Genomic DNA, 14878 nt, shown 5'->3' with positions numbered 1-14878 from the left:
TTCTGGAAGTCCAGACCACCCCGAACACGAGGAGCCACATGCCCGCATCAACAGTTCTGGGTTCGCACATCTGTGTCAGCGATCTGACGCGACGGAGATTTGTTGTCGGCACGGCTGCATTCTCCGGGCTGTTCGCCGCCGGTTGCGCGAGGTCCGCCGGTACCGAGGGCGATTCGGCCGGGATGCGCACGGTCACGACCTCGCTCGGAACCTACGACATTCCGGTGACACCGAAACGCGTCGTCGCCATCGACTCCCGACTCGACCTCGAACCAGCCGTTGCGATGGGCCTGCCGGTCATCGCGTACAGCTTCGACGCCGCCGAGCCGTGGGTTCCGGCCGATCCCACGGCACAGGTGTTCGAGGCACCGGTCAACGTCGAGGCAATTCTCGCGCTGGAACCGGACCTGATCATCTGCACCGACATCGGTGAGGCCTCCGACATGTGGCCGCTACAGCAGTTGAGCCAGACAGCGCCTGTGCTTCCGATGGACTTCACGCGCCCGTGGCGCGAGAACATCGATCAGCTGGCGAGTTGGCTGAATCGCACCGAGAACCCCGACGTCCGTCAGGTCATCGGAGCGTACGAGGACAAGGCAGCCGGATTGAAGGAACGCCACGCCCCGAGCTTGGCGAGCAAGCAGATCGTGCTGCTGAACTACGTGAATCAGAAGGTCAACGGCGTCAACCGCAAGGGCATCTCCACACAGGTGGCCGAAGACCTCGGCGTCCAACTCCAGTGGCCGGTCGAGGGACAGAAGGAGATCTCTACCGAAAACCTCGTGACTGCTCTCGACTCGGCCGACGGAATGATCGTCACCACCGCGCCCGGCGTGGATCCCGTCAGCAACGACCGCGCGATGTGGAACCGTATCCGCGCAGTACAAGGCGACAACGTCGTCTACACGGGCGGGAACATCAACTACGGATCCGTCTACACCGCGATGCGTACGCTCGACTACTTCGACGATTTGTTCACGCGTCTGGAGAACTGACGCCGGTGTGAGGTGCCGGCCGGGCGCGGTCGGCACTTCGCACTGCGGCGACGGACACCGACAACGCCGTCGTCGACGCAACCACCACGGCAACGCCGATCAACTCTCCCGGCGTCTTCGCCCACACCAGCATGACCGTCGCCTCCACAACCAGTCCTGCCCACGCCAGAAGGGCCACTCGCGTGCGTTCTGACGCGATTGCGGACAGCAAGGCACCCTGGAGTACCGCTAGCGCTGCACCGTGCAGGGCGAAGGCCCACAGCATCGGAGCCACGGCGGCGTACGCGTCGCCCACGAGCATCGGCACCAGCGGGCCGGCAACCGCCGCCCCCAGAACCAACACGGCGCCGATGCCGACGAGCACCGCCAACGCCGAGCGAACCGCTTGCGCCGAGTGCGCCGGATTCGCCATCTTCGGGTACAGCACGACGCCCACTGCCTGTGGCAGCCAGAACGCCACCTTCGTCGCGACGGCGCCGAGTGCGTAGACACCGGCGTCGTACTCACTGAGGACGACGCGGACGATCAGCAGGTCCAGCGAAGACAACGCGATCAACGCAAGCTGGACTTGTGACGCCGCGAGCACGGAGACGACGCCGATACGCACCGGACGGTCCTCGCTCACCGAGACGGTTCGGTCGACCACTCGAACTATCGCCACCAGCAACGCAGTTCCGGCCGCGCCGGCGACCAATGCCGCGCCTGCTCCGCCACCGAAAGCCAGAACGATCACTGCCGGAAGGACTTTCATCACCCCGGCTCCGGCCAGCACGGCACTGAGAGTGCCGAACCGACCGTGACCCTGCAACAACCCCTGCTCCGTTGCCAGTAGAACCAACATGGGCGCAGTCACCAATGCCGAGAACGACGCCACGATTCCGGTGTCGAGCAGCCACGCCATCGCCGGAGCGAGCGCCACCGCGAGGACGGCGACGATCGCGGTGCATCGATACCCCAACGACCGCAACGCATCTGTGCTCTTGCCACGCACCGCCTCGCGGGCGACCACCGTCTGCAACGCCAAAGCCGGAACCGCAAGTACCAACTGGGCGGCAAGCAGACTCGCGAACTCGCCGTAGCCGACCGGACCCAACCATCGGCTGGCCAACCATGCCAACAGGTACGACGCGACATTGGCCGTCATCGATCCCACCAAAACCATGCCGACCCCGGCCGCGGCGGCGCGATCGAGTGGTTGGCGAGGCATGGCAGTAATGATGCACCACGTATCGTGCGCGTCATGACAGTGCAAGCCGGATACCGCCGTTACCTGCCTGCGGCGTACAGCCTGGCGCTGGCACTGTTGATCCTCGGACCGCTGCTCGGCCCCGGCTACCTCCTGCTGCGCGACGCCGTCAGCACGCCGCGCTCGTACTTGACCGACTCCGCCCTCGGACTCACCGACGCCGCAGCCCGCGCCGTTCCCCAGGACGCGCTGATCGCAGCGTTGAGCACCGTGATCGACGGCGGACTGGTGGTCAAGTTCATCCTGCTCGTGGCGCTCTGGCTCGCCGGTTGGGGTGCGGCGCGCATGGTCGCCGTCCTGCTGCCGACGGCCGGTCTCGGTCCACAACTGGTCGCGTCGACGGTGATGCTCTGGAACCCCTACGTGGCCGAGCGCCTGTTACAAGGACATTGGAGCCTGCTGACCGGTTATGCCGCACTGCCGTGGATCGTGTGTGCCGGAATCGGAGTTCGCCGAGCCACGCCCGGGTCCTGGTGGGCGTTGGCCGCGTCACTGGCATACGCGGGTCTGACACCTACCGGCGCTCTGCTCGCTCTGACAGCCGCGCTGGTGGTGGTAGCCACCCCAGGAGGCCGAACCTCGGCCATGCGGCGTGTCTGCGGCGCTATCGGGCTGTTCCTCGTCGCCGCCTCGCCGTGGTTGGTCGCCACCTTCGTATCCGGAGCAGCAGGCGACGGTTCCGATCCAGCGGGAGTCGCCGCCTTTGCCGCCCGAGCAGAACCGGGACTCGCGACGCTCGGCAGCCTCGCCGGGCTCGGCGGTATCTGGAACTCGGCAGCGGTACCGTCCACGCGCACAACACTCTTCGCGTTGGTCGGAACAGTTCTTCTGCTTGTCGTGGTGTTTGCCGGTGTGCCCGCTCTGTGGCGCCGACGCCGGAATCCTGTTGTCGGTGGACTCGGACTACTGGCCCTGTTCGCGGTGTTCGCTCCGACCCTGGGCGCTACTCCGTGGGGGCTCGACGTCGGCCGATGGTCGGTCGAGGTGTTCACCGGCGCCGGTCTACTGCGTGACGCCCAGAAGTGGGTCGCGCTGGCCGTACCGTTCTACGCACTCGCTGCCGCCGCCGCGGTGATGTGGGCGGGCAATCGGTTCTCCCTTCCCCGCCCGACATTCTCGATCGCCGCCGTCGTGGTGACAATCGTGGCGCTACCGGATCTGGTGTGGGGCGTTGGCGGCGCGTTGAAGCCCGTGCACTATCCCGGGTCCTGGACCGTGGTGGCCGAGCAACTACGAGACGAAACCGGTGACGTTGCAGTGCTTCCCGCCGGGATGTTCCGCGCCTTCCCCTACAGCGGTGATGCGCCGGCACTCGATCCAGCACCACGCTTCCTACCCCTCGACGTGCTGCAGACCGGCCAACTGGTGGTTGCCGGTGGTGCTGTCGGCGGCGAGGGGACTCGGGCAACTCGGGTCGAGGACCTACTGCTGGCCGGCGGAAGTCCTACGCAGTTGGCCGATCTCGGAGTCGGATGGGTACTGATCGAGCGCGGGACACCAGGTCAACTCGGCAACTCGGCAACCACGCTCGACGGCTTGGAACAGGTCTTCGCCGACAACGATCTCGCGCTATTCCGAGTACCGGGAGACATTGCCACGCAGGAAGCCTCGACCAGTGCCCGAACTGCCGTCATCGCTGCGCATCTCGCGTGGGTCCTGATGGGTGCGATCGCGCTGATCTCAGTCGGACTGAACCAGAACCGAATTCGACTCGCGCGGCGCGGCCAGTCCTGAGACCCACCGACCGTCCTTGTGCGCGGTCAGCACCTCGAGCACTCCGGTGCCGGTCTGTTCCCAGGAGAACTCACCGGACCACACGCGAGCTTTCTCACCGAGCACCATGCGGAGTTCGTGGTCGCGGAGCAGAGTGCCGGCAGCCTGCGTCAGATCGGCGATGTCGCCCTCGCCGGCGTTCTCGCCCCCGACCAGAAGGCCCGTCACTCCGTCGACGATCGAGTCGGTCAGACCCTTCGAACTGCGGTAACCGATCGTCGGAACACCGTGCTGCGCAGCCTCGATGACCGCCAGGCCCCACCCTTCCTTCCGCGAAGGCATGAGGTGGATCCACGATTGCGCCAGCAGTTCGTGTTTGCGAGCCTCGTCGACGTGGCCGTAGAACGAGACGGCGTCACCGATCCCCAACTCGGCGGCGCGATCGCGCAGGTTCTGCTCCCACCAACCACCACCGATGACGTCGAGATGGATGTCCGGAAGCGTAGGCCGCAGGGCTGCGACCGCTTCGAGTGCGTCCTCGATCTGCTTGTGGGGCACCAGCCGTGAGAGAACCGAGATGGTGGGACGCTCGGCCCTGGTGATCGATCCACCCGCGTCGACGCCGACGGGGAGCCGATCGGCACCGTTACGCACCACGGCAATTCGTTCGCGCTCGACACCGAGGTCCACCAATTCTTCCGCTGAGGGAAGCGACACCGTCAGATACTGACTACGTCGATGGGTGCGCGGTGACAATCGCGATTCGACCCACCAGCCGATCCGGCCGACGAGCTTGCCTGCCACCGGCCACTGTTCACGATGGCAGTGATGGACCAGAAGCGTGACCGGCGCACCCGCCACGGTCTTGGAGAAGAAGGGGATGCCGTTCTGAGTGTCGATCACCGCGTCGGGGCGAATGCCCTTGAGCGATCCGAAACCCAGACGTCCGGCGGCAATGGCGGCCAGAGCGCGGGGGTACACGCTGAAACGTCCACCGGCCCGGCTGATCGTGATGCCGTCTCGAACCTCCGACGCGGGCGCCCCGGGATACGACGCCGTCCGCAGCGTCACCTTGATACCGCGCTCGGCCAACTGGGATCCGACCTGCTCGAGGTAACGCTCGCTTCCACCGCCCTGGGGATGCCCGGTATCGCGCCAGCAGAGCAACAGAACCTCGCGCACGTGCGTTACTCCCTGAGTTGGTCGGTGGCCACCCCGGTTCGGGCGATCCTGCGGGATGCCCCGCCTGACCGGCCGGTAACCCTGCCGAACACCCTAACTGTTCGAGCGTCCGTATTGCCGCGCTCCTGACGGTGTTCGTGGACCGGGTGCCCCAGTGGCTAAAGTTGCTACCCGTGACCAAGCCCGCAGTGACCCGCATTTTCGGCCGACGGGCAACCCTGAAACGCTCGTTCGGCCTGCTCAGCGACTTCCGCCACGAGCAGTCCGCGCCCGACATCTTCTACGGCGCGCTCGCGCGCGACTCCGTCGAATTGATCTCGGACCTGCACGAAGGTCACACCGGACGATCCCTCGACGGTCTCACCGTCCTCGACGTGGGCGGCGGTCCGGGCTATTTCGCGGAGGTCTTCCAGGCCGCAGGTGCCCGCTACATTCCCGTCGAACCCGATCCGTCGGAGATGCACGCAGCAGGTCTGACGGTGGGCGGCGCGGTGCGCGGATCCGGTTTGGCACTGCCGTTCCTGGACTCGTCCGTGGACATCTGCTTCTCCTCCAACGTGGCCGAACACGTCAGCGAGCCCTGGCTGATGGCCGAGGAAATGCTGCGCGTGACCAAGCCCGGCGGCTTGATGGTTCTCTCGTACACCCTGTGGTGGGGTCCGTTCGGCGGCCACGAAACCGGACCGTGGCACGCGCTGGGGGGCGAGTACGCAGCCAAGCGGTACCTACGCAAGACCGGACGCGAACCGAAGAACAGATTCGGGGTCTCGTTGTTCAAAGTCGGCGCCACGGACGGCTTACGCTGGGCCCGTGGAACCAGCCAGGGCACATTGCTCGCCGCGATCCCGCGCTACCACCCGTCGTGGGCGTGGTGGATGGTCCGAGTCCCCGGTCTGCGGGAGTTCCTGGTGAGCAACCTCGTCGTGGTTCTCGAAAAGCGATAGCGACATGCGCCTCGCAGTCGACATCGGTGGTACCAAGATGGCTGCCGGGGTCGTGTCCGAGGACGGCCGCGTTCCCGTGTTCGACAGCGTTCCGACGCCGCAGACCGACCCGTGGGGATCCTGTGCGGCGCTGCTCGAACGAGTCGCAGACGGCCGAGAGGTCGACGGTGTCGGCATCGCGTGCGCCGGGCCGGTGGACACCGTCGCCGGCGTCGTCGCTCCCATCAACATCACCGAGTGGGCACAGGGATTCGAGCTCGTAGCGGGCGTCCGCAGCGTCTTTCCCGATGCCGGAACCGCCCTCGCAATGGACGGAGCCGCAGCGGCATTGGCGGAGTTCCACCACGGCGCCGGACGCGGAACCCCGAACCTCCTGAGCCTGGTCGTCTCGACGGGAATCGGCGGAGGAATCGTTCTCGGCGGTGAGATTGCTCGGGGTCGCACGGGGAACGCCGGTCACATCGGCCACATCGTCGTTCCAGGATCTGCCGAACCGTGCAGCTGCGGGGGCGTCGGCTGCCTCGAGACGGTGGCAAGTGGACCGTCCGCGGTGCGATGGGCTCGTAGCCAGGGCTGGTCGGGGAACACCGGCCGTGAACTAGCCGAGGGTGCACGCAGCGGCGACGCGATCGCCGTGGACGCGCTTCACCGTGCAGGCACGGCGCTCGGTGGCGCCATCGCCTCGGCGGCTGCCCTCCTGGACGTGGACCTCGCGGTGATCGGCGGCGGTTTCGCCCAGTCGGGTACACCGCTGTGGGAACCGATGCTCGACGCGGCTGCCCGACATGCCCGTTTGTCGTTCGTCGCCGGGCTCCGGATCGTTCCCGCCGAGCTGGGTGGCGCCGGAACTCTGACCGGTGCGGGCTTGCTCGCGCTCACCGCCGTTATCTGACACGCGTTCTTCCCCGATAAATCCGCAGGGAGTCCCACTAAACGGGTGCCACCTGTTCCCAATTTCTGTAACGTGTTTTAGTGTTCTGACTCACACCGTTACGGGCATCGCACGTGACGCCTACGGGAAGGAGGTGACCGTGAGCCCAGACGCTTCCTCATCTGACGTTGCCTCGACTGCTTCTTCGTCAGATGAAACCGAGCATCACGCCCAGGTCGCCCGACCGAGCGATTCCCTCCGCGACACCGAAGACCTCCGTGAGCGCCTGGAACGGTGGATGGCCGGCAAGGTGCCGAGCGGATCCACTGTGACCGTCGCCGACGTCACCTTGCCCGCAGCCAACGGCATGTCCAGCGAAACCATCCTCTTCGACGCCACCTGGGACGGCGAACATCATCCCTTGGTCGCTCGGGTGGCACCGACGGAATCGACCATGCCGGTCTTTCCTGCCTACGATCTCGAATCCCAGTTCCGCACCATGGCTCAGGTGCGCGAGCACTCGGCGGTACCTGTGCCCGCGGTGTACTGGTCCGAATCCGACCCGCACGCGTTGGGTGCGCCGTTCTTCGTGATGGAACGCATCTCCGGCGACGTGCCGCCAGACGTCATGCCGTACAACTTCGGATCGTGGGTCACCGAAGCGTCCCCCGAGCAGCGAAAGACCCTCCAGCGCAGCTCGGTCGACGTCCTGGCTAAGTTGCATGCCATCGACAAACCTGGTGAGCGTTTCGACTTCCTCCGACTCCCGAATTCGGGAACGACTGCACGAGAAGCATTCACGGCGCACATCGCCGAGCAGCGCGCGTACTACGAGTGGGTGGTCTCCGACGGGATCAGATCACCGCTCATCGAACGTGCCCTCGACTGGATCGAGGAGAACAATCCCGCGGACGATTCGCCGGCGGTGCTCTGTTGGGGCGACTCGCGCATCGGTAACGTCATGTACCAGGACTTCGCGCCGGTAGCCGTACTCGACTGGGAAATGGCAACTCTCGGCCCACGAGAGATGGATCTGGGCTGGATGGCGTTCCTGCACAGGTTCTTCGAGGACATCGCCGGACTGGCGAACCTACCCGGCCTTCCCGACTTCCTGAGACTGCCGGATCTCGCGCAGACCTACGCCGAGATCACCGGCCACACCCCACACGATCTGGAGTTCTACGTTACCTATGCCGCACTGCGTCAGGCGGTGATCATGTGGCGAATCCAGGCCCGCGCCATAGCCTTCGGCCAGTCGCAGCGACCCGAAGACCCTGACGACATGATCATGCACCGCGCTTCGCTCGCCGCGATGCTCGACGGTACCTACTGGGAGAGGTTGGCCTGACATGCTGTCACCGATGGACGACTACCCCGTTCACCAGATCGCCGAACCGATCCGTCACGTAGCCACCTCGGATCGAAACTTCTACGACCGCTACTACTTCAACTGCTACCCCACCGAATCCCCCGACGTGTTCCTCATCGTCGGACTCGGCCAGTACCCCAACCTCGGCGTCATGGACGCCTTCGCGGTACTGCGCCGCGGTGACGACCACATCGTTGCCCGTATGTCGAAGGCACTGGGCGCCGACCGTACCGACACCACCGTCGGACCTTTGCGCATCGAAGTGCTGGAAGGACTGCAGAAGCTCCGCGTCGTCCTCGAACCGGGCAGCGAATACGATCTCTCCTTCGACATCACCTTCGACGCCACCATCCCGGCGGCGCTCGAGCCCAAGCACTTTCGTCGCCAACTCGAACGGGTCACGTTCGACACCTCGCGCTTCCTGCAGACCGGAACCTGGACCGGATCGCTCACCGTCGACGGGGAGGAGTTCGCGATCGACCCGAAGACGTGGCGGGGAAACCGCGACCGCTCGTGGGGTGTGCGTCCGGTCGGTGAAGCCGAACCGCAAGGCAGACGCGCCGTCGACGGAATCCAGAACTTCTTCTGGATCTACGCGGTCATGCAGTTCGACGAGTTCACGATCTCGGTGATCATGCAGGAAGACGAGCAGGGCAGGCGCATAGTCGAAGAGGCCATGCGAGTGTGGCCGGACGAAATCAGGGACAACGAATGGCTCGGCCGGCCCGAACACGAACTGACGTTCTGCCCCGACACCCGCGACGTCACCGGAGCAACCATCACCTTCCACCGGCCAGGCGGTGAAGTCCTGACCGTCACCTGCGAACTGTTGCTGGCCAACTACATCGGAATCGGCACCGGCTACGGACTCGAACAGGACTGGCGTCACGGAATGTGGCAGGGCGAACTCGTCGTACAAGGGCTCCGCCACAAGGTCCACGAGATCGAACCGTTCCAACGCATGTTCTCCCCCGTCGACAATCTCGCGTCCTTCACTCTCACCGAAGGCACGAACACCAACACCGGCACCGGCCTTTTCGAGGTAGCCGCCATCGGACCGCACGAGAAATACGGATTCACCAGTTTCACCGACACCGCACAGGCAGACGACGCGTATGCCCTCGCGGCGACCGACAACACCGAGGAATGAATTGATGACTGACTACGACAAGCTCTACATCGGTGGAGCATGGGTGGCCCCGGCCACCGACCAGGTACTCGAAGTGTTCTCTCCCGCAACGGAGGAGCGCGTCGGCAGCTGTCCCATCGCAGCACCGGCAGACATCGACGCGGCCGTGTCCGCAGCCCGCGCGGCGTTCGAGGGACCGTGGTCACGCACCACCCCCGCCGAGCGCGGCGCGATCCTCGCCAAGGCCGCCAAGCTGATCGAAGAGCGCAGCGCGGAAATCAACCAGCTCATCTCCAACGAGATGGGCCAGCCGCCCGCCATGGTCGGCATGATGCAGCAGACCCCGTCGATGGCGACGCTGGGCTACTACGCCGAGCTGGCCGACAAGTTCGCGTGGGAAGAGAAGCGCACCGGCGCATTCGGGCAGACCAAGGTGACCCGTGAGCCCGTCGGCGTCGTCGCCGCCGTGCTGGCCTGGAACGTCCCGCTGTTCCTGGCGATCAACAAGCTGGCCCCCGCGCTGCTCGCCGGCTGCACCGTACTGCTCAAGCCCGCACCCGAATCCCCTCTCTCTGTCCACGTGATCGCCGAGATCTTCACCGAGGCAGGCGTTCCCGAAGGCGTCATCTCCGTGCTCCCCGGCGGAGCCGAGACCGGCGAATACCTGGTCTCTCACGCGGGCATCGACAAGATCACGTTCACCGGATCCAGTGCCGTCGGCCGCAAGATCGGTGCCATCGCCGCACAGAACCTCAAGCGCTGCTCCCTCGAACTGGGTGGCAAGTCCGCCGCGATCATCCTCGAGGACGCCGACATCGCCGCCGGAATGCCGATGCTCGTCATGTCCGGCCTGATGAACACCGGTCAGGCCTGTGTCGCTCAGACCCGAATCCTCGCTCCCCGTTCGCGTTACGACGAGGTCATCGAGGGAATGAAGACCGCCGCAGGCTTCATGACCGTCGGCGATCCGTCCGATCCCGCAGCACAACTCGGCCCGCTGATCTCCGAGAAGCAGCGCGAGCGCGTCGAGGGTTACATCGCCAAGGGTAAGGAAGAAGGCGCGCGCGTCGTACTCGGTGGTGGACGCCCCGCCGGCCTGGACAAGGGCTGGTATGTCGAGCCGACGATCTTCGCCGACGTGGACAACTCGATGACCATCGCACGCGAGGAGATCTTCGGACCCGTTCTCTCGGTGATCCCGTACGACTCCGAGGACGAGGCCATCAAGATCGCCAACGATTCGGATTACGGCCTCGCCGGATCGGTGTGGACCACCGACATCGATCACGGACTCGAAGTTGCCGCGCAGATCCGCACGGGTACCTACGCGATCAACTGGTACGCCTTCGATCCCGGATCACCGTTCGGTGGTTACAAGAACTCCGGTATCGGTCGCGAGAACGGACCTGAGGGTCTCGAAGCCTTCTGCGAGACCAAGTCCGTACTCATGCCGCCCGGCTACGTGGGCTGACCCACCCGGGAGTTGGCACCCTTTGCTGACAGTTGGCACCCGTTCCGACCTGCCGGAACGGGTGCCAGCCCCATGAAATGGGTGCCAACTCCCAGCGAATCCACAGATCCACCCGGTACCGTCGAAAACGAATCAGTCATCTCACAAAGGACATTCATATGCTCACCAACGCCATCAACGCTTTCCTCGCACTCTGGGGCAGCGCCTCCGTCGGCAGCAGTGGATACCAGATCCCGCCGGGAACCCTTCCCTTCGGTTCCTGAGACAGGACAACAGAACCCGCTGAGCGCACTTCGCGCTCAGCGGGTTCTCTGTTTCGCCGACCTATATCTACCGGTCCAGAACGTGATCCACCAATTGATTCTCCTGACCTGCGACCAATGCTTCAGCGTCACCGGCGTCCACATGACCGAACCAGGTGCCACCGGGGTTCGCGATCACCAACGGGCCCAGGTTGCACGGGCTCAGACAACCGGTTCCGGTCACCTTTGCCGAAGTGCCTTTGGCCGCCGCACTCATGGCCCGGTGAAGCGGTCCTGCTCCGTACGCCATACAGCGAGGGCCCTTGCACACCAACAGATGCCTATCGTGCTGCTCGATCACGGACCACGCCGGACTGCGATACGACGCCGGACTCGCGGTGATCGGCTTTCCCGCCGAGTCGAGTTCGTCGATCACCTGCCCGGCCACCGCACCTTCGAGCGTTTCCGATTCGTGGAGCGTCACTTCCAGTTCGGCGTCGATTCGGGTTTCGCGCCAGTTCGCAACCGCCTTGCTTGTCCACGTGAGCAGGTACCGATCCCTCGGCACCGCAACTGGAATCAACACGACCTTGTCGACGTCATCGACATGGGCTCGATCGAGTTCCTCGTGAAGGCTCGGCGAGGAGACATCGAGGTACGCAACGCGAACGTCGGCGTCGGTGCCCGCCTGAACAGCGTCGAACATCCGTCGCGCGGCCGACTCGTCCAGGCCGCTGACAGTCGGCCGTAAGACGACAATCACCCGACGCGAGCACCGGTTGTTGCTCATGCCGACGGCGCGGTTGTCCAGTCGATGCTGCTCGACGGAGCCAGCCCGAACTCTTCGATCTTCGCGCGCAACTGTTCCGCGCCGTAGATATTGGGGAACCCACTGGTGAACATGGCGAGCGGGAGTACGACGAAACGGTTCTGCTTGACTGCGTCGAGGTCACGCAGGCCTTCTCGGCTCTTGATCGCGTCGATCTTGCCCTGTACTTCGTCGGCACTCTTCTTGTAGTCCATGATCACGATGACGTCGGGTTCGGACTTCGCGACGGTCTCCCAGCTCGCCTTGAACCAGGTGTTGTCGACGTCGGCGAACACATTGGTTCCCCCGGCCGCGTCGATGATTCCGTTGGGGGCTCCGTTGCCTCCACTGGTGTACAGATCTTCCTCACCGCTGTCATAGATCAGCACCTTCGGCTTGTCGGCGGCATCCGGCGCCGACTCCAGACGCGCCAAACGCGAATCCAATTCGGTCTGCGCCTCGGCGGCGGTGTCCTCGGTACCGAACAGCTTTCCGTAATTGGTCACGTCCGCACGGAGGGCATCCCACGGCCCCATCGTTCCGAGCGCGGAATCCGCTGCCGCGCTCTGCCGACAACTGTCGGAGATCACGTATGAGTCGATGTTGTTGCTCTGCAGCGATTCCGGCGTCACACCGGAGGCTCCCTTGAACAAGCCACTGTAGGAGCCGACCACCAGGTCCGCCTGCTTACCCAGAATCGTCTCCATCGTGATCGTTCCGTCCAGGTGTGGGACATCCGCAATTCCAGGGCCGAACATCGACTCCATGACCGCGTCGTTGTTCGTGTTCAACACGACGGCAGCGAGACGATCCAAACCGCCGACTCGGAGAATGGTGCCGATATTGGCCGCATTGCTTGTCGCAACGACGTTCTCGATCGGAAGCTGGAAAGTGCTTTCCGTTCCGCAGTTCTCCAATGTCACCGAAGTCTTGTCCGCGGCTTCGTCCACCGGTGCAGTTGCCGAGCATCCGGAAACGGCCAACAACGCTGTCGCGGCTACAACCGCACCGAACGACGCGCGGGTCTTGACATGTATCAAAGTGCACTCTCCGAAAATGATTGTTGTAGTTGAGAATTTCGTGATTCGAATACGAGGTGTGAACGGCCTGTCGCGGGGTTCACGAGCTCGAAAGTCTCGACGCCGAAGACAGTTGCCACCACCGAGGTGGTGAGTACGTCGGATGGATGTCCGAACGCCCTGGCCACTCCATCCGCGAGCACGAGCACCCGATCGCACACTGCCGCAGCCAAATCGAGGTCGTGCAGTGCCATGATCACCGTCCGGTCCAACGACCGGACCAGATCGAGCAGTTCGAGTTGATGCCGGATGTCGAGATGATTGGTCGGCTCGTCGAGGATGAGCACGCCGGCGTCCTGCGCGAGACCTCGGGCGAGAAACACCCGCCGACGCTCACCGCCGGAAAGCGTGTCCATCGAAGAGAACCGGTGCTCGATCATTCCGACCTCGCCCAGAGCACGATCGACGACGGCATTCTCGTGCTTTCCACCGACGCTCCAGGGCTTTGCATGTGGTGTGCGGCCCAGACTCACGTACTCGTGAACCAACAAATCGGCAGGACTCTGCTCTTCCTGCGCCACAAAGGAAATGGCTTTGGCCCGCGACCGCGCGGGCATCGCGTGCACGGAGTCGCCGCCGACACGAATGTCACCGCCGGCGATCGGCCCGAGACCGGCGAGAGCACGCAAGAACGTCGACTTGCCCGAGCCGTTCGGACCAACCACGCCGACCACTGCGCCGGCGTCGGCCGCGATGTCGACGCCTTTGACGATGGTTCGACGGTCGATGCGGACAACGACTCCGGACGCGGTCAGCGCCAGGGCTCGGGCGCTCACGAACTGCCACCGAATCGGTAGCGCCGACGGCCGAGAAGCAGGAGAAACAGCGGTGCACCGATCACCCCGGTCACCACGCTCAGCGGGATCTCGGTCGGCCGCAACGAGGTCCGCGCCACGACGTCGACCCACACGAGGAACGACGCGCCGATCAGCGCTGCCGCCGGCAACACCACTCGATGTCTGGCTCCGACAAGCATGCGTGTGACGTGCGGTATGACCAAGCCTACGAAGGCAATCGCGCCGGACACCGCAACCATCGTGCCGACCAACGCTGCCAGCACGCCGAACAGCACGTTTCGCAGGGTTCGGATGGGAATACCGAGCGAAGCCGCGACGTCCGGTCCGGCCGCCAGCGCGTCCAGCCAACCGTGCAGCGCGAACACCGCTGCCGTCAGCAGGAACACAACGATGACCGGCGCCCACAACTTGTCCCAGGATGCCCCGGCCAAACTTCCCAGGAGCCAGAACAATACGGACTGCGCGGCCTGGGAATCATTGGTACGCAGCACCAGAAAACTCGCGATCGCCGACAGGGCGGATGCGGTAACGGTGCCGGTCAGAACCAATCGCAGTGGAGTGATACCGCCTTGCAGCGTCGCGATGGTGAAGACGAGAATCGCAGCTCCCAACGCCCCGATCATCGCGCCGAAACTGAGCGCCCACACTCCCGCGCCGGCGAACAGTCCGGTGGTGATGACGGCGGTGGCACCGACACTCGCGCCGGACGACACTCCCAGCAGGTGGGGATCGGCGAGAGCGTTACGGACGAGGGTTTGCACCACCGCGCCGGCGACGGCAAGACCAGCGCCGACGGCCAGACCGAGCAGTACCCGAGGTGCTCTGATCCCCCACACGATCGCAAGTTCGGAACGCGTGACGGGTGGGCCTCCGAAGCGCGAGTGCACCACGTCCACCACAGTGGACACGGGGAGCATCTCGGATCCGAACGCCAACGCGCACACAGCAGAGAGCACGGTGACGATCACCAGAGCGGGCAGCACGATACCCGGACCGAGTCGTCCTCGCGGTGCACCAGCCTTCGGCGCAGGC

At 64.7% G+C, this 14878-nt stretch carries 13 protein-coding genes; 7 read left to right on the top strand and 6 right to left on the bottom strand.

Annotated features, from left to right (window positions below; all coding sequences use genetic code 11):
* Nucleotides 1-38: 38 nt before the first annotated feature.
* Nucleotides 39-995 carry an ABC transporter substrate-binding protein gene (locus tag ACBG85_RS05475; RefSeq protein WP_058039145.1) on the top strand — a complete coding sequence of 319 codons (957 nt, stop codon included), beginning with the start codon at nucleotides 39-41 and terminating at the stop codon, nucleotides 993-995.
* On the opposite strand, the gene ACBG85_RS05470 is transcribed toward ACBG85_RS05475, so the two are convergent.
* On the bottom strand, nucleotides 976-2202 hold the full coding sequence (locus tag ACBG85_RS05470) for a lipopolysaccharide biosynthesis protein (protein WP_007734534.1): 1227 nt from the start codon (nucleotides 2200-2202) through the stop codon (nucleotides 976-978). The genes ACBG85_RS05475 and ACBG85_RS05470 overlap by 20 nt on opposite strands.
* Nucleotides 2203-2235: 33 nt before the next feature.
* On the opposite strand from ACBG85_RS05470, the gene ACBG85_RS05465 reads away from it, so the two are divergent.
* Entirely contained in the window at nucleotides 2236-3975 is a 1740-nt protein-coding gene (locus ACBG85_RS05465; protein WP_209448368.1) for a hypothetical protein, read from the top strand.
* Here the strand turns inward: ACBG85_RS05465 and ACBG85_RS05460 are convergent.
* Complete coding sequence (locus ACBG85_RS05460; RefSeq protein ID WP_058039147.1) at nucleotides 3922-5136, bottom strand: glycosyltransferase family 4 protein; 1215 nt, start codon at nucleotides 5134-5136, stop codon at nucleotides 3922-3924. The genes ACBG85_RS05465 and ACBG85_RS05460 overlap by 54 nt on opposite strands.
* Nucleotides 5137-5309: 173 nt before the next feature.
* Between ACBG85_RS05460 and ACBG85_RS05455 the strand changes: the two genes are divergently transcribed.
* The 5 genes from ACBG85_RS05455 to ACBG85_RS05435 all read left to right on the top strand — a co-directional run bounded on the left by ACBG85_RS05455 (nucleotide 5310) and on the right by ACBG85_RS05435 (nucleotide 10920).
* Nucleotides 5310-6080 (top strand): bifunctional 2-polyprenyl-6-hydroxyphenol methylase/3-demethylubiquinol 3-O-methyltransferase UbiG, encoded by a 771-nt coding sequence (locus tag ACBG85_RS05455; RefSeq protein ID WP_003945692.1) that lies wholly within the window; start codon nucleotides 5310-5312, stop codon nucleotides 6078-6080.
* A 4-nt stretch (nucleotides 6081-6084) separates the two neighbouring features.
* Nucleotides 6085-6972: an ROK family protein gene (locus ACBG85_RS05450; protein WP_007734524.1), complete on the top strand. Its 888-nt coding sequence runs from the start codon at nucleotides 6085-6087 to the stop codon at nucleotides 6970-6972.
* A 133-nt stretch (nucleotides 6973-7105) separates the two neighbouring features.
* Nucleotides 7106-8299: a phosphotransferase family protein gene (locus ACBG85_RS05445; RefSeq protein WP_172827105.1), complete on the top strand. Its 1194-nt coding sequence runs from the start codon at nucleotides 7106-7108 to the stop codon at nucleotides 8297-8299.
* A 1-nt stretch (nucleotide 8300) separates the two neighbouring features.
* On the top strand, nucleotides 8301-9470 hold the full coding sequence (locus ACBG85_RS05440; RefSeq protein ID WP_058039148.1) for a hypothetical protein: 1170 nt from the start codon (nucleotides 8301-8303) through the stop codon (nucleotides 9468-9470).
* A gap of 4 nt (nucleotides 9471-9474) precedes the next feature.
* Nucleotides 9475-10920, top strand: coding sequence for an aldehyde dehydrogenase (locus tag ACBG85_RS05435; RefSeq protein WP_003945530.1), 1446 nt, complete (start codon nucleotides 9475-9477; stop codon nucleotides 10918-10920).
* A gap of 330 nt (nucleotides 10921-11250) precedes the next feature.
* On the opposite strand, the gene ACBG85_RS05430 is transcribed toward ACBG85_RS05435, so the two are convergent.
* Genes ACBG85_RS05430 through ACBG85_RS05415 form a run of 4 tightly spaced genes read right to left on the bottom strand, consistent with a single transcriptional unit; the run spans nucleotide 11251 to nucleotide 14829 of the window.
* Nucleotides 11251-11952 carry a (2Fe-2S) ferredoxin domain-containing protein gene (locus tag ACBG85_RS05430; protein WP_338927679.1) on the bottom strand — a complete coding sequence of 234 codons (702 nt, stop codon included), beginning with the start codon at nucleotides 11950-11952 and terminating at the stop codon, nucleotides 11251-11253.
* Nucleotides 11949-13010 (bottom strand): ABC transporter substrate-binding protein, encoded by a 1062-nt coding sequence (locus tag ACBG85_RS05425; RefSeq protein WP_083058421.1) that lies wholly within the window; start codon nucleotides 13008-13010, stop codon nucleotides 11949-11951. Before ACBG85_RS05425 ends, ACBG85_RS05430 begins: the two co-directional genes overlap by 4 nt.
* Complete coding sequence (locus ACBG85_RS05420) at nucleotides 13007-13825, bottom strand: ABC transporter ATP-binding protein (protein WP_081557424.1); 819 nt, start codon at nucleotides 13823-13825, stop codon at nucleotides 13007-13009. Before ACBG85_RS05420 ends, ACBG85_RS05425 begins: the two co-directional genes overlap by 4 nt.
* A complete protein-coding gene (locus ACBG85_RS05415; protein WP_064074161.1) occupies nucleotides 13822-14829 on the bottom strand; it encodes an iron ABC transporter permease in 1008 nt (335 codons plus the stop codon). The genes ACBG85_RS05420 and ACBG85_RS05415 overlap by 4 nt, the downstream gene beginning before the upstream one ends.
* Nucleotides 14830-14878 lie beyond the last annotated feature (49 nt).

Source organism: Rhodococcus sp. NyZ502, assembly GCF_041464245.1.
Classification (GTDB): domain Bacteria; phylum Actinomycetota; class Actinomycetes; order Mycobacteriales; family Mycobacteriaceae; genus Rhodococcus_F; species Rhodococcus_F qingshengii.
The sequence above is the reverse complement of the archived record's forward strand: the minus strand, read 5'-3'. Positions and strand labels throughout refer to the sequence as shown.

What these genes read in the sequence shown, in the direction of transcription:
- ACBG85_RS05475 (WP_058039145.1), top strand. Translation starts at nt 39, where the DNA reads ATGCCCGCATCAACAGTTCTGGGTTCGCACATCTGTGTCAGCGATCTG.
- ACBG85_RS05430 (WP_338927679.1), bottom strand. Translation starts at nt 11,952, where the DNA reads ATGAGCAACAACCGGTGCTCGCGTCGGGTGATTGTCGTCTTACGGCCG.
- ACBG85_RS05470 (WP_007734534.1), bottom strand. Translation starts at nt 2,202, where the DNA reads ATGCCTCGCCAACCACTCGATCGCGCCGCCGCGGCCGGGGTCGGCATG.
- ACBG85_RS05450 (WP_007734524.1), top strand. Translation starts at nt 6,085, where the DNA reads ATGCGCCTCGCAGTCGACATCGGTGGTACCAAGATGGCTGCCGGGGTC.
- ACBG85_RS05435 (WP_003945530.1), top strand. Translation starts at nt 9,475, where the DNA reads ATGACTGACTACGACAAGCTCTACATCGGTGGAGCATGGGTGGCCCCG.
- ACBG85_RS05440 (WP_058039148.1), top strand. Translation starts at nt 8,301, where the DNA reads ATGCTGTCACCGATGGACGACTACCCCGTTCACCAGATCGCCGAACCG.
- ACBG85_RS05465 (WP_209448368.1), top strand. Translation starts at nt 2,236, where the DNA reads ATGACAGTGCAAGCCGGATACCGCCGTTACCTGCCTGCGGCGTACAGC.